We start from the raw sequence: 18,960 nt of genomic DNA, 5'->3' as shown, positions 1-18,960 counted from the left end.
GTGAACGGAGTCAAAAGACGTTCACACCAGGAAAGGGTACAAAGAAACAAGACTGCTTGCGTCCACTATGTGGTTCCCAAACAACAAACCCGCACACCGGGCACTGTTGGACAGGAACCAAACCACAACCGAATAACGTGTTGTAACACCACAGATTTCCCAACCCCCAGGGGTTCGGGACACAGGGTTACGGCGGTCATAGCGCGGGGGAAACGCCCGGTCCCATTCCGAACCCGGAAGCTAAGACCCGCAGCGCCGATGGTACTGCACCCGGGAGGGTGTGGGAGAGTAGGTCACCGCCGGAACACCATTCAGGTCGAGGACCCCAACCACCAGGTTGGGGTCCTCCCGCATTTAACACCACAAGCCGCCCGGAAAACACCCCTAGGCACGGGCCGGCCCGAACCATATTCGCGGTAGGAGCCGGAGCCCGCCGGACGTGCGGGAGGGTCGGAATGGGACCCGCCGGACGTGCGGGAGGGTCGGAATGGGACCCGCCGGACGTGCGGGAGCGTCGGAATGGAGCCCGCCGGACGTGCGGGAGCGTCGGAATGGGACCCGCCGGACGTGCGGGAGGGTCGGAACGGGACCCGCCGGACGTGCGGGAGCGTCGGAATGGAACCCGCCGGACGTGCGGGAGCGTCGGGCCGGAGAAGTCCCCCGATCGGCCCGGATACTGAGGCGACCGAGGAGCCGTCCGCTCTGGGCGCAATTTGACCTCGATCCGCGGCGATTCCGGTGATTTTCCCCAAAAAACGCCGAAAACACGCGGAATTTGCCACCTCAGCCGCGCCAAGCTGGTAAGTTTTCGAACAGTGGCTTGTACGCATGCCGTGTGCAGGCTCCAGAAATCATGACCGTCCAGGAGGACATAAATGGCTAAGAACCGTAGTGAACTTGTTGCAGAGGTAGCAGGCAAGGCCGGCACCAGCCAGGCAGCAGTCAACTCCGTGCTCGACGCACTGTTCGAGGTCTTCGAGACCTCTGTCGCCGCGGGCGAGAAGATCACCATCCCGGGCTGGCTCGCCGTTGAGCGCACCGACCGTGCAGCTCGTACCGGCCGCAACCCCCAGACCGGTGAGACCATCCAGATTGCCGCTGGCCACAGCGTCAAGCTGACGGCCGGCTCCAAGCTGAAGGCTGCTGTCTCCAAGAAGAAGTAGTCTTCTTCCCACGCTTGAAAGGAGCGGCAACCTTCGGGTTGCCGCTCCTTTTGAGTTCCGTCCGCCTTCCACAAAAGGACGGGACGCGATGGCTGGCCGGCAAGGCCCTTTCCGCCGATTCGCTGAGGGGAGCAGCGTAGCGGACAATGGAGGTGTGCCTTCTGCAGTAAATCCCACTCCCTCAACCGCAGCGCCTGTTCCCTCCGGGGACCCACGCGGCCCTGGCGAGGGTCCCGGCGGAGTCAGCCGGCCCTGGCTGTTTGCCGGCCTGGCCGCGTTGTTCGTGGGACTGGTAGGGGCCCTCATCTTTTCCGGCGCGGCGGCTGCACGCGAGGTCTCCGATCCCGGCGCACTGGTGCGTTGGGGACTGCCGGTGAGCAAGGCGATCCACAACGTCGCCGTGGCCACTGTGATAGGCGGACTGATTTTCGCCGTCGGCATCCTCCCGCGGAACAGGAGCGGCTCCCGGGCCAAGGAACCGGACGCCGCCGAACATCCGGCGTTCGCCCGGGCGCTGGCCGTGGCCGCCACCGCGGGCGCTGTCTGGACCCTCTCCGCGATTGCCGTGCTGGTCTTGGGCTACGCGGACATCGCCGGCCAGGGCCTTTCCGGGGATCCGGAATTCACCCGCTCCTTGGTGTACTTCATGACGGACCTCGAAACCGGACGTGCCTGGCTCGCCGTCGTGATCATCGCCGCCGTCGTCACCACCGCACTCTTCGGCGTTCGCTCCCGCGGCGGGCTGGCACTGACGCTGCTCCTCTCCCTGATCGGGCTGGTACCCGCCGCGCTGATCGGACACTCTGCGAGCTCCAGTGACCACGAGGGCGCCATCAACTCGCTCGGTTTGCACCTGGTGGGCGTATCGGCCTGGGTCGGCGGCATCATCATGCTGGCGCTCCTCTCCGGTGCCCTCGGCGGCACCGGCACAGGTGGAGGCGGCCGCGGCCGTACCCCCGGGACCCCTGCGGGGACGGCCGACATCACCGAGCCGACTCTCCGGAGGTTTTCAGCCCTTGCGGGGTTTGCCTTCTTCCTCGTGTTCGCGTCGGGGGTGGTCAACGCCGGTATCCGCCTCACCAGGTGGAGCGAGCTCTTCGGGTCGGCCTACGGCCAGCTGATCCTCGCCAAGACGGCAGCGGTACTGGTGCTCGGTGGCATCGGGCTCATGCACCGCCGCTGGGTGATCCCGCAGCTGGGCAACCGCGCGATGGCCCGGTCCGCCCGGGGGGTGCTGTGGCAACTGGTGATCGTGGAGCTGATCATCATGGGCGCGACGTCGGGGATCGCTGTGGCGCTGGGGCGCTCCGCTCCGCCGCAGCCCACCACCTTCGCGCCCGAGGCGTCGCCAGCCTTCATCCTCTCCGGCTACGAACTGCCGCCGGAACTGGAACCGGCCCGGTGGCTCACGGAGTGGCGGTTCGACTGGCTCTGGGTCGCCGTCGTGCTCTTTGGCCTCGTGTCCTACGTCCTGGGCGTCCGCAAGGTCCGCCAGCGGGGCGACTCGTGGCCCTGGTTCCGGACGGTCAACTGGCTGATCGGACTCCTGGTCCTCACGTACGTGACGTCGGGACCGCCGTCGGTCTATGGCCGGGTGCTGTTCTCCGCGCACATGGTGGACCACATGGCCCTGACCATGGTGGCCCCCATCTTCCTGGTCCTGGGCGCCCCCGTGACGCTGGCCCTCCGGGCACTCACGGCACGGCGCGACAGCTCCCGCGGGCCGCGTGAATGGCTGCTGATCTTCATCCACTCGAAGTTCTCGCAGCTGGTGACGCACCCCCTGTTCGCCGCCGCCAACTTCGCCGGCTCCATCGTGCTCTTCTACTACTCGGACGCGTTTGGCTACGCGATGCGGGACCATGTGGGCCACGAGCTCATGAACCTCCACTTCGCCCTGACCGGCTACATCTTTGTGCTGACCATGATCGGCACCGACCCGTTGCCGCGCCGGGCACCATACCCCATGCGGTTGCTGCTCCTGCTGGCCACCATGGGCTTCCACGCGTTCTTCGGCGTCGCCATCATGGGCGGTACCGGGCTGCTGGCCGCCGACTACTTCGGCAACCTCGGCCGGACGTGGGGCGGCTCCGCGCTGCTGGACCAGCAGATGGGCGGGGCGGTGGCCTGGGGGATCGGCGAAGTGCCCACGCTGCTGGTTGCGATCGGTGTCGCGGTCATGTGGTCCCGCTCCGACGAGCGCGAGTCCAAACGCACGGACCGGGCCGCTGACCGGAATAACGACGCCGATCTCACTGCTTATAACGATATGTTTGCCAAGCTGGCCGAGCGCGATGCCAGGCTTGCCGAACGCAATTCAAAGCTGGAAGGACACTGATGACCGAAACCGTACGCACCCACCTCCGGGTCCGGGCCTCCGAGCTGGTGGGCCGTAACTGGCTGAACACCGGCGGCAAGTCCCTGGACCTCGAGTCCCTGCGCGGCAAGATCGTCCTGTTGGACTTCTGGACGTTCTGCTGCATCAACTGCCTGCACGTCCTGGACGAACTCCGCCCGCTCGAGCAGCAGTACTCCGACGTCCTCGTGACGGTGGGCGTGCATTCGCCCAAGTTCGAGCACGAGGCCGATCCCGTGGCGCTGGCGGCCGCCGTCGAACGCTACGAGATCCGCCATCCGGTCCTGGACGACCCGGAGCTGGACACCTGGAAGGCCTACACGGCCCGCGCGTGGCCCACCCTGGTGGTCATCGATCCCGAAGGCTACATCGTGGCGCACCTCTCCGGCGAAGGCCACGCCGACGGCCTCGCCGTGCTGATCCCCGAACTCATCGCCGAGCACGAGGCCAGGGGTACCCTGCACCGCGGCGACGGACCCTATGTGGCGCCGGAACCGACGTCGGGCACCCTGCGCTTCCCGGGCAAGGCCCTGTTCCTGCCCGCCGGCCGCGGCGTCGGAACTGCTGAGAGCGGTTCCTGGCTGGTCACCGACACCGGCCACCACCGGCTCGTGGAGCTTTCCGCCGACTTTCAGACGGTGGTTGCCACGTACGGCTCCGGCGAGAAGGGCCACGCCGACGGCAACGCCGCCACCGCCCGTTTCAACGAGCCCCAGGGCCTGGTGCTGCTGCCCGAGGACGTCGCGGCGGACGCCGGCTACGACGTCGTGATTGCCGACTCCGTGAACCACCGGCTCCGGGGCCTGTCCCTTGCGGACGGAACCGTCCGGACCCTGGCGGGCAACGGCGTGCAGCGGCTCCTCGAAACCGGCCCTGCCCGGGTGGACGAGGAGGGCGCCGCGTACGGTGCCCGGTTGGAGGCCGACCCGCTCGCGGTGGCCCTGAGCTCGCCGTGGGACGTGGTCTGGTCCACGAAACTCAGCGCCGTGGTGGTGGCGATGGCCGGCGTGCACCAGATCTTCAGCTTCGACCCCACCTCCGGCGCCGTGAAGATCATCGCCGGCAACGGCCTCGAAGGACTCCTGGACGGCCCCGCAGCTGAAGCGTGGTTCGCCCAGTCCTCCGGCCTTGCCGAGGATGCCGACGGCAACATCTGGGTGGCCGATTCCGAGACGTCGGCCCTGCGCAAACTGGTGATTGACGACGGCGGCACGCTCACCGTCGAGTCGGCCGTGGGCAAGGGCCTGTTCGACTTCGGCTTCCGCGACGGCCCCGCCGCCGAGGCCCGGCTGCAGCACCCCCTCGGCGTGACGGTACTTCCCGACGGCTCGGTGGCGATCGCCGACACCTATAACGGTGCGGTCCGCCGCTATGACCCCGCGGCCGGCACCGTCTCCACGCTGGCCCGCGGACTGTCCGAGCCCTCCGACGTGATTGTGGACCACACGCAGGCCGCCGGAGCCGAGCCGCTGCTGGTGGTGGTCGAGGCCAACAAGCACCAGCTGGTCTACGTGCCGATCCCCAAGGAGGCACAGCAAGTGGACGAGGGCGCGGCGCAGACCCACCGGCCCAAGAGCCCCGTGGCGCCGGGTCCGCTCGAACTGACCGTCCGCTTCACGGCGCCGACCGGCCAGAAGCTGGACGACCGCTGGGGCGATCCCACCCAGCTGAAGATTTCGTCCACGCCGCCCGAGCTGCTGGTGTCCGGCGGCGGGACCTCCGTGGGCCTGCTCCGCACCCTGGAGCTTTCTTCCGACGTTCCCGAGGGCGTGCTGCACATTACCGCCAGAGCGGCGGCCTGCGACGGCCCGGAAGACGCCGACGGCGAGATCCCGGACCACGCGGCCTGCCACCTGTACCAGCAGGACTGGGGCATCCCGGTGCTCCTGCAGGCCGACGGGGACACCGAGCTGGTCCTGGACCTTCGCGGAATGGACTGACCCCGCACTAAGGCTGGCCCTGCGGCTGGGCAAAAGGCTGCTGTCCGTGACCCGCCGTCACGGACAGCAGCCTTTTGGCTTAACCCCGTTTCCGGGGCCCAGGTACTAGTAGTTCAGCTGCGGCGTGAGCTTGACGGTGTCGCCGTCGATGTCCAGCCGGGTGGTGAAGCTGAAATCGTGGACAGCGTTGATGTTCGTCACGGCGCCAGTGAACAGATCCACCTGGCGAGCCTTTATCCGGGCCTTGCCGTCCAGGGGCGCCACCACCCATCGGCCGCCGAACGGTTCAATGCTGACAGCAGGGTAGTCGGTGATGCTCCAGTCGATGGTCCCGTCCATCACCCGGTTGTTGGTGGCGTGGTAGAACGGGCAGTCAGGCTGCAGCTTCTGTTGTTTGTCGGCCTTGTCGGCGCAGGAATCCAAGAACTCCTTAACCTTGCCGCTCACGGCTTCCTTCAAGGCACCGGTGGCCTCGGTCAGCAGGTTCAGCGACGCCGGCCGGGCGTCCCCGCCGGCGACGGTGGCGCGGGTGGGAGGGGCTGAGAAGTACTGGCCGTTGAGGGCGGCCTCGTACTCACCCGGGTAGAAGACAGCGAAGGAGTTGCGGCCATTGGGCATGTTTACCGGCACGCCGTTGACCGTGGCCTGGCTGGAGTTGACCACGGTGACGTCCAGGACAGGCAGTGCAGCGGGGACGAAGGACCATTTGTGGAAAAACAGCCACTCGGTGCCGGAGCGCTCCAGCAGGAACTCGGTCCGCAGCTGGTTGCCGTCGATGTTGTAGTCCACGGGAACCATGACCTGGTTGGCGCCGCGGTCTTCCGCCTCGCCGACCCTGACGTCGGAGATGCGTGCCGCCGCCGTTTGCAGGGCCGTCCCATCGAGCATTGCGGGGTTGCTTTGGGGCACGGAGGCGCGCAGCAGGCCCAGAGCCTTTTCGCCGTCGCCCTTTTGCAGGGCGCTGAGATACTCGCGGACCGGCTGCTGGGGTCCGGCAACGGAGTCGTTGACCAGATTGATTGTCACGATCGCCGCGGCCACGGCAAGCATCAGTCCCAGCAGCCACACTGCTGCGATCTTGACCGATGCCTGACTCATTTGCACGTTCTTACGTTACCTGCACCCCGCGGGAATCCCCGTCTCGCGGGTCGCATCTGTGACGGGGAGCATTGCTACCCTACGCTCCTGCGGCACAGCGGGCCGGCTTCGCGGCGAGAGGCCCAGGGGCGGCGGCCCTACCGGCGGCGGCGTTTCGAGGACGTCCCGAAGACCCCGCGGAGCAGCTCCCTGCCCAGCTGGGTACCCAGCGAACGGGCCATGCTCGAGAGGCCGCTGCCCAGGGCTCCGGCGATGTCGTCACCAATGCCGCCCCTCGGCTGCGCCTGCCGGGGCGCCCGATGTGGCGCGTCGGGCTCGGGGGACTCCCGATAGTCCGGCTGGTTCCCGGGCGCCGGCCGGCTGCTGGGGCGGCCAAGGATTTCTTCCTCGATCCGCCGGGCCTCGGCGTCGATGGCCGTTTGATCCACTCCGCCGCCTTGGACGGCCCCGCCGGCGTTGCCCGGGCGAGCGGCCCCGGCGGCCGGCCCGGTGGAGACAGTCCCTGTGAAGTCAGCGCCTTTGGCTGCGATTTTCTCGTAGGCGGAGACGTTGTCGACGGCGGTGCCGTACTTGGGCAGGAGGGCGGAGCCGGCCACGGTGCTGGCAATCAGGGCGTCCGTGCTGGGGCCCATCACGGATTCCGGGGCGCGGAGCCGGGTCAGTGCCACGGGGGTGGGAGCGCCCTTTTCGTTCAGCACGGTGATGACAGCCTCGCCGATGCCGGCCGTGGTGAGGGTCTCGGCGAGGTCGTAGTCGCTGGTCGGGAACGTGGAGACGGTGGCCTTGAGGGCCTTGGCGTCCTCCGGGGTGTAGGCGCGGAGGGCGTGCTGCACCCGGTTGGCCAGTTGGCCGAGGACGTCCGCGGGAACATCCTTGGGAGTCTGGGTGACGAAGAAGATGCCGACACCCTTGGACCGGATGAGCCGAACGGTGGTGGTGATGGCGTCCAGGAAGGCCTTTGAGGCGCCGTTGAACAGCAGGTGCGCCTCATCGAGGAAGAACACGAGCTTGGGCTTGTCGAGGTCCCCGGCTTCGGGGAGGTCCTCGAAGAGGTCGGCGAGCAGCCACATAAGAAACGTCGAGAACAGCATGGGCTTGGTCTGCAGCGTCGGCAGCTCGAGGCAGCTCACCACTCCGCGGCCGTCCGGCGCGGTACGAAGCAGTTCGGCGGTATCGAACTCCGGCTCGCCGAAGAACCGCTCCATGCCCTCCGCCTCCAGCGTGATCAGCTCTCGCAGTATCACGCCGGCGGTTGCCTTGGAGAGGCCGCCGAGTTCCGTCAGCTGGTCCTTGCCCTCGGCAGAGGTCAGGAACTGGATAACCGCCCGGAGGTCCTTGAGGTCGATCAACTCGAGGTTGTTCTTGTCCGCGAAATGAAAGACAAGCTGCAGGCTGGATTCCTGGGTCTCATTCAGGTCCATGACACGGGAGAGCAGGATGGGGCCAAACGACGTGATCGTGGCGCGGACCGGTACGCCGTTGCCGTCGCCGCCGAGGGCCAGGAACTCCACCGGGAAGGTCTTGCCTGACCACGCCTGGCCGATGCTCTCTGTGCGGGCCAGGAGTTTTTCGCTTCCGGTGGCGGCGGTGGCGAGCCCGGAAAGGTCGCCCTTGATGTCGGCCAGGAACACCGGCACGCCCGCAGTGGAGAGCTGCTCGGCCATCATGTGCAGCGTGACGGTCTTGCCGGTGCCCGTCGCTCCGGCCACGAGACCGTGCCGGTTCATCATCGCGAGCGGCAGCCGCACGGGGGCGTCCTTGTGGAGTTCGCCATCAACAATCGCCGCTCCGAGCTCGATCGTCGGACCGTCCAGGGTGTAGCCCTGCTGGATCGTGGCGACTTTGTCTGCGGTGGATTTGCTGGTCATGCGGTCAGCTTAGCCGGGGTCGGGCGTTTGCGGGGCTGGGCAGGCCCTTGCAAATGGACCAATGTTGGCCGCCTCGGAACACGCCCTGAATTACGCTACCGATTAGCGATTCCGCCTTTAGACTGTGGCATGCCCAACTCGTTCCCGCGCATCCTTGTGGCCTTTGTCATGACGCTAGGCCTTGTCCTGTTGGGCGGAAGCCCGGCCTCGGCCGCTACGGCCTCTTCCTCCGGGCCGGGCATCGACGTGTCCTGGCCCCAGTGCGGCCAAGCCCTGCCCAAGCAGCCGGTGTTCGCGATTGTCGGTGTTAACTACGGCCTGGCCAACAACACGAACCCGTGCCTGGCGAGCCAACTGGCCTGGGCCAAAACGGCGCTGTCGCCGGCAGCGACGCCGCAGCCGAGGGTGGCGCTGTACGTCAACACGGCCAATCCCGGCCGGCAGGGGTCCTGGTGGCCCAAGTCGAACACGTACGACGGCGTGAAGGTCACCAACCCCTATGGCAGCTGCGCCGCGGGAACCTTCAAGGCCTGCTCGTACATGTACGGATGGGCAAAAGCGTCCGACGACGCTAAACGCCGGGGCGTCAGCAACCCGCAGTCTTACCTCTGGTGGCTGGATGTGGAAACGGAAAACACCTGGCAGACAGACAAAGCGGCCAATGTCGCCGTCCTCGAGGGCATGACCGCCTACTTCAAGCGGATCGGCGCCCGCGTCGGCCTCTACTCCACCAGCTACCAGTGGGGTCGGATCGCCGGCACTGTGAAGTCGACCAGCCCGCTAGCAGGCCTGCCGAGCTGGCTCGCGGGTGCGGGATCAGCGGCCGGCGCCAAGGCGAACTGCGCCCTTCCCGGGCTCACCCCGCGCAGCCGCGTCACGATGACGCAGTACATCTCCCGCGGCCTGGACTACAACCGTTCCTGCAGCTGAAACCGCTTGTGCAGCTGGGCCGCCTGACCGTGCCGGGGGACAGCAACCGGACTGCGCAGGAATAAGACGTCGCAGTAATCGGACTCCGCAGAAATAAACCGGGGGCCCGCCGTCGTTGACACCAGTGTGACCGCGAATGAGACCCGTGGGCGCTGCTCCGCTACGAAAGGCCGGCTTTTTCCGTGACTGTTCCGCTTTCCATCCTTGACCTCGCAACCATCGGACCAGGCCAGACGGCGGCGGAGAGCTTCGCCGGAAGCGTGGCCATGGCGCGGCTCGCCGAGGACCGTGGTTACCGGCGGATCTGGTATGCGGAGCATCACAACATGTCCTCGATCGCCTCCTCCGCCACGAGCGTGCTGATCGCCCATGTCGCGGCCCACACCTCCAGCATCCGGCTTGGAGCCGGCGGCGTGATGCTGCCTAACCATTCGCCGCTGACCATCGCGGAACAGTTCGGCACCCTCGAAACGCTGCACCCGGGCAGGATCGACCTGGGGCTGGGCCGGGCGCCGGGCAGCGACCAGAACACCATGCGTGCCCTGCGCCGTGACCCGATGTCGGCAGACAGCTTCCCGCAGGACGTCCTGGAACTGCAGGGCTACCTGACCGGACCCACCCGGATCCGCGGCGTGGAGGCCACGCCGGGCAAGGGTACCAACGTGCCCCTGTACATTCTGGGCTCCTCGCTGTTCGGGGCCAGGCTGGCGGCCCAACTGGGCCTGCCGTACGCCTTCGCCTCCCACTTCGCGCCCAACGCACTGCAGGATGCAGTGGCGATTTACCGCAGTGAATTCCGGCCCTCCGCCCAGCTCGAGGCCCCGCACGTGATCGCGGGTGTCAACGTGATCGCCGCTGACTCGGCCGCCGCTGCCCAGACGATGTTCCAGGCCACCAAGCGGGCCCGGGTGTCCTTGTTCTTCGGCAACGGCCGCGTATTCAGCGACGACGAGGCGGACATGATCCTGGACTCGCCGCAGGGCCAGCACCTTGCCCAGATGATGAAGTACTCCGCGGTCGGCACCCCGGACGCCGTCCTCGCCTACCTGGATGAGTTCACGGAGCACGCCGACGCCGATGAACTGATCGTGGCACACCAGAGCACCGGCACAGAAGCCCGGCTGCGGTCCGTGGAGCTTCTGGCGGACGCCGCGCAGCTCCTCCGGGCCTAACGACCGGCCAGCTGCCTACTGCTCCCGGCGGGCGCCGGCGGTGGATGAGGCACCGCCGGACGGGGCCAGCCGCAGCCGCCCGACGCGCTCGCCGAGGATCCGGCGCGCTTCACTGCCCAGAAGGTCATCGCTGATGAGTTCGTCAGCGTCTTCGAGGCCGGCGATGGTGCTGATACCGAGGGTGCCCCACTTCGTGTGGTCGGCCAGCACCACCACCCGGCGCGCCGCGGTGACGAAGGCCCGGTCCGTTTCGGCTTCCAGCACGTTCGGGGTGGTGAAGCCGGCGTCCGCGTCGACGCCATGGACGCCGAGGAACAGCACGTCCAGGTGCAGCTGCTTGAGGGATGACGTGGCCAGCGGGCCGACGAGCGCATCGGACGGGGTGCGCTCGCCGCCGGTCAGGATCACGGTGGACGGTGAGGAACTCCGGTGGAACACATCCGCAATCCGCACCGAGTTGGTGACCACCGTGATCCGCGGGCCGGCCGACAACAGCTGGGCCAGCGCCCACGTGGTGGTGCCGGCGGACAAGCCCACCGCCATGCCCTCGCGCACCTGGGCGGCCGCCTCCTGGGCAATCGCCATCTTCTCGTCCTTGAGCTGGGTCACTTTCAGCTCGAAGCCCGGCTCGTGCGTGCTGGCGCCACCCGGCAGTTTGGCCCCGCCATGGATCTTCTCCACCGTGCCCGCAGCATCCAGGGCCTCGATGTCCCGCCGCACGGTCATCAGTGAGACGCCGAGCATCTTGGCGAGGTCGGCAACACGGACGATCCTCTCACGCTGGACCTCAGCGAGGATGGCGGAGTGGCGCGCTGCAGCTAGCATGTGGAGTCCTTAGAGGCTGGGGCGGTCAGATAAGGCGCAGCGGCAGGACGTCATGGTTTCTCTCTCGAATAACCGCATGGCGGCGCACGCTCACGCCGACTTATCAATCATGATCGCACAATAAGGAACGCCAAGAGGCAAAAGATAACACTGCGGTCGAGGCTATTGTCCGGCCTCCCCATCCGTTTGGCGGATGGAACAGCCACGATGGGCAGTCCGTTGACTATGCCGTGACGCGCTCATAGCGTTAAGCCCGTCAGGGTGCCGGCGCCGGTCCGCAGGGCCGCGGTGGCACCCCCGCGGATACATGGCGAAAACCCAGGTGCATCCATGAAGATCAGGCCCACAGCCGCCGCCACGCTCCTCATCCTGCTGTTCTTGGGCGGGTCGTCCGGCGGCGCCTCCGCCCCGGCGTCGGCCGCGGGGACCACGTACTACGTGAGCCAAGACGGGAGTGACGCCAACGCCGGGACAGCGCCCGGATCCGCCTGGGAGACGCTCGACAAGGTCAACGCCGCCGCACTGCGGCCCGGGGACTCCGTCAGCTTTCGCCGGGGTGACGTCTACTCCGGCGGCCTCGTGATCGGCCGGAGCGGAACGAGCCGGCTCAGGATCACCCTCAATGCCTACGGAAGCGGGGACGTGCCCACTATCACCGGCGGGCTGACGGGCACCTGCGTCAAGCTCGACGGCAGCTACCTTACGGTGGATGGCCTGCGCGCGGAGTCGTGCGGCTATGCCGGGTTCAGCGTCTACGGCAACCATGCCTCCATACGGAATTCCGCCGCGAGCAACAACGCCGCCGGCATCAAGGTCAGTGACGGCTCAGACTTTGGCAGCTATTCCAACAACACTCTCGCCGACAACAACATCATGAACGTCAACACGCAGGGGTCACAGTGCGGCACCGCGAAGGCCGTGCAGTGCAGCGATGATTCCGGTGCCTTCGGCTTCCTCATCAACGGTAGCGACAACGAGTTCACCGGTAACACCGTCACCGGTTCCACCGCGCTGTCCTACGACTTCGGCCACGACGGCGGTGCCTTCGAGATCTTCAACGGTAACCGGAACAGGATCCACCACAACGTGGCGGTGGACAATAACGTGTTCTCGGAGATCGGACGCGGGGACGCCGGCACCGCGGACGGCAACACCTACAGCTACAACCTCATCAGGTCCACCTGCGGCGCCAATTGCTCCCAGGCCATGGGGCTCATTGCGCGCGGCCGGACGTCATCCTTCGGCCCGACCAACGGCACCACGTTCGAACACAACACCGTGTGGCTGGACGGGCCGGATTCCCAGGCCGTCGTCTGCCACGCATCCTGCCCGGCCTCCACCGTCATCAAGGCAAACATCCTCGTGGCCGTCCGCAACTCTCTGTGGATGGACAGTGCTGGCTGGGCCGAGGAACAGAACGTCCTCAACGGCCCCACCAACATCGTTCCCAGCCCAACGTCCACCACGGATCCGGCCGGCTTTGTGGATGCGCCCGCCGATCTCCACCTCTCCGGAACGAGCCCGGCAATCGACCGCGCGGGGGCGGCCCCGTTCCCCCAGGACCTCGACGGGCAGCCGGCCGGCCGGAGCGGCAGCTGCCAGGGGGATGCCAAGGCCGATTCCGGGGCCTACGAGTACAGGCCGGCGGGGTGCTGATACGCCCGCTGACCTTCAGATTACGGCTGATCGGCCCTCCCGCCAGCAGAAGTTACAGACAAGCAACAGCGGGGACATTCCCCCGAAATCGGACGCGGAGGATACTGGAAGTACGCCCTTCCGGGGACGGTTTTCATGCTGGCATTGGGGACTATTCGAAGGACTCAACGCATGCCCACTCCGTTCAACCAGTCCGTGTCTGACGCTGCCCTCCTGACAAAGTCACTCCCGCTGGGCCTGCTTCGCGCTTTTGTGCAGGCCGACGCTGCCGACGACGGCCTGACTCCACAATTGCTCGCCGACCTGAAGATCCTTGCGCGCACGCCCGGGCTGCTGGTGGCCTGCAATTACGGCGGTACCCTCTGCGGCGCGGAAGGTATCTCGACCGAAACGCTCCCGCTGGGCAGTGCGGCGGTTGCGTTACGGGCGCTGGCCGCCCTCCCGAACACCCACACGGCCGTTATCTCGGGCCGTTCCCTGCGGGACCTGGCCGCGGTCTCACGGCTGCCCGCCGAGGTGCACCTTGTTGGCTCGCATGGTGCAGAGTTCGACATGGGGTACGCGCATGGGCTCTCGCTTGCCACAGAATCCGTGTTACAGCAAGCCAGCCAAGCTCTTGCCGAGACCGTGGGCGCCTACCGCGGCATCACGATCGAACGGAAGCCGGTTGCCGTGGCCGTGCACACCAACTCGGCCGCACCCGACGTCGTCGCCCTGGCCAGCGAGCAGGCAGAGACGATCGCACGGACGCACGGGCTGACCTTCATTGTCGACGGCTCAGTCCTGGACCTGTCCTCCGTCAAACCATCCAAAGCCTCCGCCTTGGAGCACTTGCGCTCCATGCTCGGCGTCAGCGCCGCCCTCTACGCCGGCGACGCATCCAGCGATGAGCTGGCCATGGCAACACTGCGCGGGCCGGACATGGCGCTACGCGTGGGGGAAGGGCCCAGCGTGGCGAGCCACCGGCTCCGGGACCCGGAATCTTTCGCCCGGGTACTGGCCATCCTGTTCGAACTGCGGCGGGCATGGCTGTTCGGCGAGGACGCCGTGGGGCTGGAACGGCACTCCCTGATCGGCAACGGCTCGTCCACCGCCCTGATCACACCGGACGCGAACATCTGCTGGATGAGCCACCCGTTGCCGGACTCCGGCTCGCTGTTCGCCCATCTGCTCGGCGGTGACGCGGCGGGCCACTTCTCAGTGGAACCGGTGAAATCCTCGGAGGTCCTGGGCCAGCGCTACGTGGACAGCACCATGATCGTCGAAACCCGCTGGGCCGACGTCACCGTGACGGATTACCTGGAGCCCGCCCCGGTCGGCATCACCAGCCTGGTCCGGGTCCTTTCCGGCACCGGCACGGCCAGAGTCGTCTTCGCTCCGCGGCCGGACTACGCGAATGCGCCGTTCAGCATGGAGGTTCGCGGAACGGAGTTGCACGTTGTAGGGACCGCGGACCCGATTATCCTGATGGCGCCCGGCGCGAGCTTTTCCATCAACTCGGACGGCCGACACGCCACCGCCACGGCGGACGTCGACCTGCGGAACGGTCCCGTCGTCCTCAACCTGCGCTGCGGGGACACCGAGCCCCGGCGGGTGGCGCAGCAGGATGAAACCTCGCGCCGCTCCGCCGCCGCCCATCATTCCCGGCGCTGGGTCCGGGAGCTGCAGCTGCCGGGCGTCAAACCGTCGTTGGTCCGCCGGTCCGCGCTTGTGCTGCGGGCCCTGGTCCACGAACCCACGGGTGCCGTGCTGGCCGCACCCACAACCTCGCTGCCGGAGGGCATCGGCGGAACCCGGAACTGGGACTACCGGTACTGCTGGCTGCGGGACGGGGCCATGACCGTTCATGCCCTCATGGACCTTGGCTCCACTGCCGAGGCCGAGGGCTTCCTGGCCTGGCTGGCCCGGATCCTGGCCCGCGCTCCGGGCCCGGAATGGCTGCACCCGCTGTATTCGGTGACAGGGGCGCCGCTGTCAACTGAGGCCATCATCGAGAGCTTGCCCGGCTACGCCGGATCTCGCCCGGTCCGGATCGGGAACGCTGCCGACCACCAGGTGCAGCTGGACGTGTTTGGCCCGATTGCCCACCTGATCGACGCGCTCGGCGCCCGCCAAGGCGTGCTCACAGACGCCCACTGGGATTTGATGGTCCAGATGGCCTCGGCCGTGCTGGCCCGCTGGCATGAGCCCGACCACGGCATCTGGGAGGCGCGCCGGCCGCCGCGGCATCACGTCTACACAAAGGTGATGTGCTGGGTGGCATTGGACCGGGCACTGCGCACCGCGGCCCGGCACGGCCGGGAACCGCGTCCGGCCTGGGAGCCCACGGCCGCGGTCATCCGCGAGGAGGTCCTGCGCGAAGGCTGGGACGAAACGGCGTCCTCCTACACCGTGGCGTACGACAGCCCGGACCTGGACGCGGCCGTGCTGCACATCGGCCTGTCCGGCCTCCTGGACGTCAATGACGAGCGTTTCCTGGACACCGTCACGGCGGTGGAACGGGAACTGCGGGTTGGGCCAACCGTCTTCCGCTACCGGTACGACGACGGCCTGCCGGGTTTGGAGGGCGGCTTCCACATTTGCACCACGTGGCTGATCGAGGCCTACGTCGCAGTGGGCCGGATCGACGAGGCCTGGGACCTGTTCGACCAGCTGGTGAACCTGTTCGGGCCCACGGGGCTGTTGCCCGAGGAGTATGACCCCGGCACGGAAACCCACCTGGGCAACCATCCCCAGGCATACTCCCACCTGGGGTTCATCCGCTGCGCCCGGCTCCTGGATGAATTCCAGAAAGGCTAATCGCGGCTATTCGCAGCCGACGCCGTCGCCATCCCGGTCCAGCTTCCTGCTGTATCCCGGCTGGCCGAGGCGAATGGGTGCCGCGCCGGCGGCGCGGACAGCGGTGCAGTTCGCGTAGGACACTGGTGCTGGTGCTGGTGCTGGCACGGCCTTCTGAACCTGTGCCGGGGCGACCGGGGCGACGGCTGCTGGAACGCCCACTGGTGCCGGCGCGGCCTTTGCAGGAGCGGCAGCAGGCCGGCTGGTGGGTGCCAGGGCGCCCGGGCATTCTGACAGCACCCGGGCCATAGCGTCGTGCTCGGCCTGAGTCACCCAAAGACCGTAGCTGGATTTCACCGAAATCTGGCGGGCGACATAGGCGCAGCGGTAGGACTTGCTTGGCGGCAGCCAAGTGGCGGCGTCGCCGTCGCTCTTGCTCATGTTGGTGGGGCCGTCCACGGCCAGCAGATTCAGGGGATCGTTCGCGAAGGACAAGCGCTGGGCGGGGCTGAGCCGCTGCGCGCCCTTCTGCCAGGCGTCGCTGAGCGCCACGACGTGGTCGATCTGGACCGCTGTGCTGGTGGCGTTGCCGCGCACGAAATTGATGGCCGCGGCCGTGTAGGGATCGTTCAGGACACCGGAGAGCACTATGCAGTCCCGCGTTCCGGGCTTGAGCGCGGTGGCCTTGAGGTCACGGCGGAGCATGTCGTTGCGGGTATCGCAGCCGTTGTGGTCGACGTCAGCCCAGGCCGGGCCGAACTGGTCACGGGAATAGCCCGTCTTCGGCGCGCGGCCCTTGACGGGCAACGTCGCCAGCACTGCCAGGGCCTTGCTGGCGACGGCAGGCTGCTGGTGCGGGGAACCGACACCGGGAGCGTTGACTGCGGGGGTGGTGGCCGGATCCAGCGGAGCAGCGTCCGCGCCGCCCGGTGCCGTGGCGGACGGTGCGGTGGCGGACGGTGCGGTGACACCCGGCCCAGTGGAGGCGGCCACCGTGGCAGGACGGACGACGCCGGTCCCGGCCGCCGGGATAGCCCCGGGGCCGGCGCACGCCGACGTCGCAACGAGCAGGAGGCCGGCCACTCCGCGGGCAATCCAGTCGACAGGGCCGATCTTCCGGCCATGTTCTGGGCCTGGTCCGAGGCTGTGCAATGTGTTTCCCTACGTGCTCGCTGCTGATACGTGCTCTGTTGATGCGTTCATGGTCTGCGGCTGCCCCCGGACCGCCCTCAAGCCTAGCGGGCGTCCAACGTTTGGACTGCCCGCCCACGCCGGTCACTTTGCCCCGCATTGTTGCGGGGCAGCATTCGTCATATTCCCGGCATCGCCCGAATATGGGCACACTTGTTGTCATGGACGATTCCGAGGCGGCTACAACTCAACAGTCGACCGTGGAGGATTGGACGCGGGCTCTGGCAGAGTCCACCGGCTCGCCAGGCGGCGGCGCCGGGGCGGGAGTGATGCTTGCCATCGCGGCCTCGTTAACCTCGATGGTTGCCGGTTACACCGAGGCCGAGGAGGGCCGGCGCGGGGAACTCGCCAAGGTCCACGCCCGGGCGCGTTCGCTCCGAGAATCCGCTCTTCGGCTGGCCGACGACGATGCGTCAAGGTCCCAGGCGTTCGGGGCCGCGTTCCGGCGCGAGCCGGGGCCCGAACGCGAGGACGCGATCCACCGGGCCTCCGTGGACGCCGCCAAGGCATCCGCCGTGCTGGGCGAGCGTGCCATCGATGCCATAGAAGATCTGGGGTGGCTTGCTTCCAACGGCAACCCGGCACTCATTGCCGACGTCGTCGTCGCGTTCGGAGCCCTGAGGGCTGCGGTGACCGGGGCACGCACCAACGTCAGTTTCGATCTCGCTGCGCTCACCTCGGCTGGCGCCACACTCGAACAGGTCAGGGAACAGCATCCAGCGTTGTGGGCGACCGTCGAGCACCTCAACACGGCACTTGACCGGATCGACAGGCTAGCCGCCGGGATAGATAACCGTGCGGCGCCGACCGACGCCGGCTAATACAGCGCAGTGTCCGGCCGTCACCCCACTCCCGGCCGGGACGCCGAGAAGATCGCCGGTGCCCCGCCGTCGCCGGTCGCGAGGTCAGCCAGGATCCTGCCCACTGCAGGCGTGAACTTGAAGCCGTGGCCGGAGAAGCCGGCCCGATCCGGTCAAGGATGAAGTTCTCGTCCCGGGTGGTGGTGTAGGTGCAGCTGATGTCGGTGAGGGAGTCGGCGTCGACCCCGGGCAGCCAGTCCCGGGCGTAGCGCTGCAGGGCTGCGCGCTGACCCGGCTCAGGGGCGAAGCTCCGCCGGTCCGGGTCCACGACCGGGCCCACCCCGTGCCAGCCGGCCTTGATCCCCTCGCCCGGCGTCTGCATGCCGTAGACGGGGGAACGCCAGTAGGCGTACGCGTCCCCGCCGCCGGGCGTGTGGTTAAACCCCGGCCAGCGGGCGCCGTCGTCCGCGATGGCAAAGTGGGCAGGCTGTTCCTGGGTGACCGTCAGGCGGGGGAGCGGCGCCACTGCCCCAATCAGCTTGGTGGTCCAGCCGCCGGCCGTGACAACGGCCTGCCGCGCGGTAAGCACCTCTGTCCGGCCACCGGACTCTACAGTGCCAGACTCGATGGTGAGCCGGACGCCGTCGTCGAGAACTTTCAGCTCCAGCACCTTCACGTGATGGCGGATGTCGGCGCCGAGGCCGGCGGCGAGCCGCTGCATCGCCGGCAGGGCGGCGTCCGGGTTCAGCTGGCCGCCGTCGGCCATGTGCAGCACGCGCTGGTCGAACCGGATGCCCCGCCAGCGCTCGGCAGCTTCCTCGAGGGGAAGGAATTCCGCCCGGAGCCCGGCGGCGAGCAGGGCATGCCGGATCTCCGGCAGCCGCGGATCGCTGCCGTGGTTCACGACGCCGGTCCGGGCCAGGAGGCGCTCGCCGCTGTCCGCTTCGAGCTCGTTCCACAGCCGCGCGGACTCGGCCAGCATGGCGACATAGTCCGGATCCGCGTAGCCGGGGTTGAAGTTGCGGGTGGTGCCGTGGGAGGCGCCAATGCGGTGGCCGGGCCCGAATTGTTCGAGCAGGGTCACATCCACGCCGCGCCGGGCCATCGCCCACGCCGTGGCGGAGCCCATCGCACCGCCGCCGATGATCACCGTGTCCAAGGTTCTCAAGGGTCCTCCTCCGGG

The 18,960-nt window shown here is 67.7% G+C and carries 12 protein-coding genes, 1 rRNA gene and 1 pseudogene; 9 read left to right on the top strand and 5 right to left on the bottom strand.

Translation table 11 applies throughout. From position 1 onward, the window contains the following. The first annotated feature begins 188 nt into the window (after positions 1 to 188). From rrf to ACFVVK_RS02145, 4 genes are all read left to right on the top strand, one after another. Positions 189 to 305 (top strand): 5S ribosomal RNA (gene rrf / locus ACFVVK_RS02160). 570 nt (positions 306 to 875) lie between these two features. Continuing rightward, positions 876 to 1,163, top strand: coding sequence for an HU family DNA-binding protein (locus ACFVVK_RS02155; RefSeq protein ID WP_024367639.1), 288 nt, complete (start codon positions 876 to 878; stop codon positions 1,161 to 1,163). A gap of 154 nt (positions 1,164 to 1,317) precedes the next feature. Further along, positions 1,318 to 3,501 carry a cytochrome c oxidase assembly protein gene (locus tag ACFVVK_RS02150; protein ID WP_390262748.1) on the top strand — a complete coding sequence of 728 codons (2,184 nt, stop codon included), beginning with the start codon at positions 1,318 to 1,320 and terminating at the stop codon, positions 3,499 to 3,501. After that, entirely contained in the window at positions 3,501 to 5,459 is a 1,959-nt protein-coding gene (locus ACFVVK_RS02145) for an NHL domain-containing thioredoxin family protein (RefSeq protein ID WP_390262745.1), read from the top strand. The genes ACFVVK_RS02150 and ACFVVK_RS02145 overlap by 1 nt, the downstream gene beginning before the upstream one ends. 105 nt (positions 5,460 to 5,564) lie before the next feature. On the opposite strand, the gene ACFVVK_RS02140 is transcribed toward ACFVVK_RS02145, so the two are convergent. Then, positions 5,565 to 6,557: a hypothetical protein gene (locus ACFVVK_RS02140; protein ID WP_390262742.1), complete on the bottom strand. Its 993-nt coding sequence runs from the start codon at positions 6,555 to 6,557 to the stop codon at positions 5,565 to 5,567. Between the two features lie 137 nt (positions 6,558 to 6,694). Continuing rightward, the gene (locus ACFVVK_RS02135) at positions 6,695 to 8,425 is read right to left on the bottom strand and encodes a helicase HerA-like domain-containing protein (protein ID WP_390262739.1); all 1,731 of its coding nucleotides are present in this window, start codon (positions 8,423 to 8,425) and stop codon (positions 6,695 to 6,697) included. Positions 8,426 to 8,554: 129 nt separating this feature from the next. Between ACFVVK_RS02135 and ACFVVK_RS02130 the strand changes: the two genes are divergently transcribed. Both ACFVVK_RS02130 and ACFVVK_RS02125 read left to right on the top strand, forming a co-directional pair. Continuing rightward, a complete protein-coding gene (locus tag ACFVVK_RS02130) occupies positions 8,555 to 9,355 on the top strand; it encodes a hypothetical protein (RefSeq protein ID WP_390262736.1) in 801 nt (266 codons plus the stop codon). Between the two features lie 182 nt (positions 9,356 to 9,537). Next, positions 9,538 to 10,527 carry an LLM class flavin-dependent oxidoreductase gene (locus ACFVVK_RS02125; protein WP_390262733.1) on the top strand — a complete coding sequence of 330 codons (990 nt, stop codon included), beginning with the start codon at positions 9,538 to 9,540 and terminating at the stop codon, positions 10,525 to 10,527. A 15-nt stretch (positions 10,528 to 10,542) separates the two neighbouring features. On the opposite strand, the gene ACFVVK_RS02120 is transcribed toward ACFVVK_RS02125, so the two are convergent. Continuing rightward, a complete protein-coding gene (locus tag ACFVVK_RS02120) occupies positions 10,543 to 11,352 on the bottom strand; it encodes a DeoR/GlpR family DNA-binding transcription regulator (RefSeq protein WP_390262730.1) in 810 nt (269 codons plus the stop codon). Between the two features lie 330 nt (positions 11,353 to 11,682). Between ACFVVK_RS02120 and ACFVVK_RS02115 the strand changes: the two genes are divergently transcribed. Together ACFVVK_RS02115 and ACFVVK_RS02110 are read left to right on the top strand one after the other, a co-directional pair. Continuing rightward, positions 11,683 to 13,008 carry a hypothetical protein gene (locus ACFVVK_RS02115; protein WP_390262727.1) on the top strand — a complete coding sequence of 442 codons (1,326 nt, stop codon included), beginning with the start codon at positions 11,683 to 11,685 and terminating at the stop codon, positions 13,006 to 13,008. A 171-nt stretch (positions 13,009 to 13,179) separates the two neighbouring features. Continuing rightward, a complete protein-coding gene (locus ACFVVK_RS02110) occupies positions 13,180 to 15,807 on the top strand; it encodes a trehalase-like domain-containing protein (protein WP_390262724.1) in 2,628 nt (875 codons plus the stop codon). Between the two features lie 6 nt (positions 15,808 to 15,813). Here the strand turns inward: ACFVVK_RS02110 and ACFVVK_RS02105 are convergent, their stop codons facing one another. Next, positions 15,814 to 16,938, bottom strand: coding sequence for a DUF1524 domain-containing protein (locus ACFVVK_RS02105; protein ID WP_390262721.1), 1,125 nt, complete (start codon positions 16,936 to 16,938; stop codon positions 15,814 to 15,816). Positions 16,939 to 17,138: 200 nt separating this feature from the next. On the opposite strand from ACFVVK_RS02105, the gene ACFVVK_RS02100 reads away from it, so the two are divergent. Further along, on the top strand, positions 17,139 to 17,798 hold the full coding sequence (locus tag ACFVVK_RS02100; protein ID WP_390262718.1) for a cyclodeaminase/cyclohydrolase family protein: 660 nt from the start codon (positions 17,139 to 17,141) through the stop codon (positions 17,796 to 17,798). A 20-nt stretch (positions 17,799 to 17,818) separates the two neighbouring features. Here the strand turns inward: ACFVVK_RS02100 and ACFVVK_RS02095 are convergent. Beyond that, a pseudogene (locus tag ACFVVK_RS02095) lies at positions 17,819 to 18,906 on the bottom strand (FAD-dependent oxidoreductase). Between the last annotated feature and the right edge of the window lie 54 nt (positions 18,907 to 18,960).

It is taken from the genome of Arthrobacter sp. NPDC058192 (genome assembly GCF_042883665.1).
In the GTDB taxonomy this organism is placed as follows: Bacteria; Actinomycetota; Actinomycetes; order Actinomycetales; family Micrococcaceae; genus Arthrobacter.
Note: the sequence above shows the minus strand (reverse complement) of the source record. Positions and strands in the feature narration are given on the sequence as shown.

Coding starts and splice junctions, on each gene's coding strand:
- ACFVVK_RS02155 (WP_024367639.1), top strand. CDS start 876: ATGGCTAAGAACCGTAGTGAACTTGTTGCAGAGGTAGCAGGCAAGGCC.
- ACFVVK_RS02145 (WP_390262745.1), top strand. CDS start 3,501: ATGACCGAAACCGTACGCACCCACCTCCGGGTCCGGGCCTCCGAGCTG.
- ACFVVK_RS02140 (WP_390262742.1), bottom strand. CDS start 6,557: ATGAGTCAGGCATCGGTCAAGATCGCAGCAGTGTGGCTGCTGGGACTG.
- ACFVVK_RS02135 (WP_390262739.1), bottom strand. CDS start 8,425: ATGACCAGCAAATCCACCGCAGACAAAGTCGCCACGATCCAGCAGGGC.
- ACFVVK_RS02130 (WP_390262736.1), top strand. CDS start 8,555: ATGCCCAACTCGTTCCCGCGCATCCTTGTGGCCTTTGTCATGACGCTA.
- ACFVVK_RS02120 (WP_390262730.1), bottom strand. CDS start 11,352: ATGCTAGCTGCAGCGCGCCACTCCGCCATCCTCGCTGAGGTCCAGCGT.
- ACFVVK_RS02115 (WP_390262727.1), top strand. CDS start 11,683: ATGAAGATCAGGCCCACAGCCGCCGCCACGCTCCTCATCCTGCTGTTC.
- ACFVVK_RS02110 (WP_390262724.1), top strand. CDS start 13,180: ATGCCCACTCCGTTCAACCAGTCCGTGTCTGACGCTGCCCTCCTGACA.
- ACFVVK_RS02100 (WP_390262718.1), top strand. CDS start 17,139: ATGGACGATTCCGAGGCGGCTACAACTCAACAGTCGACCGTGGAGGAT.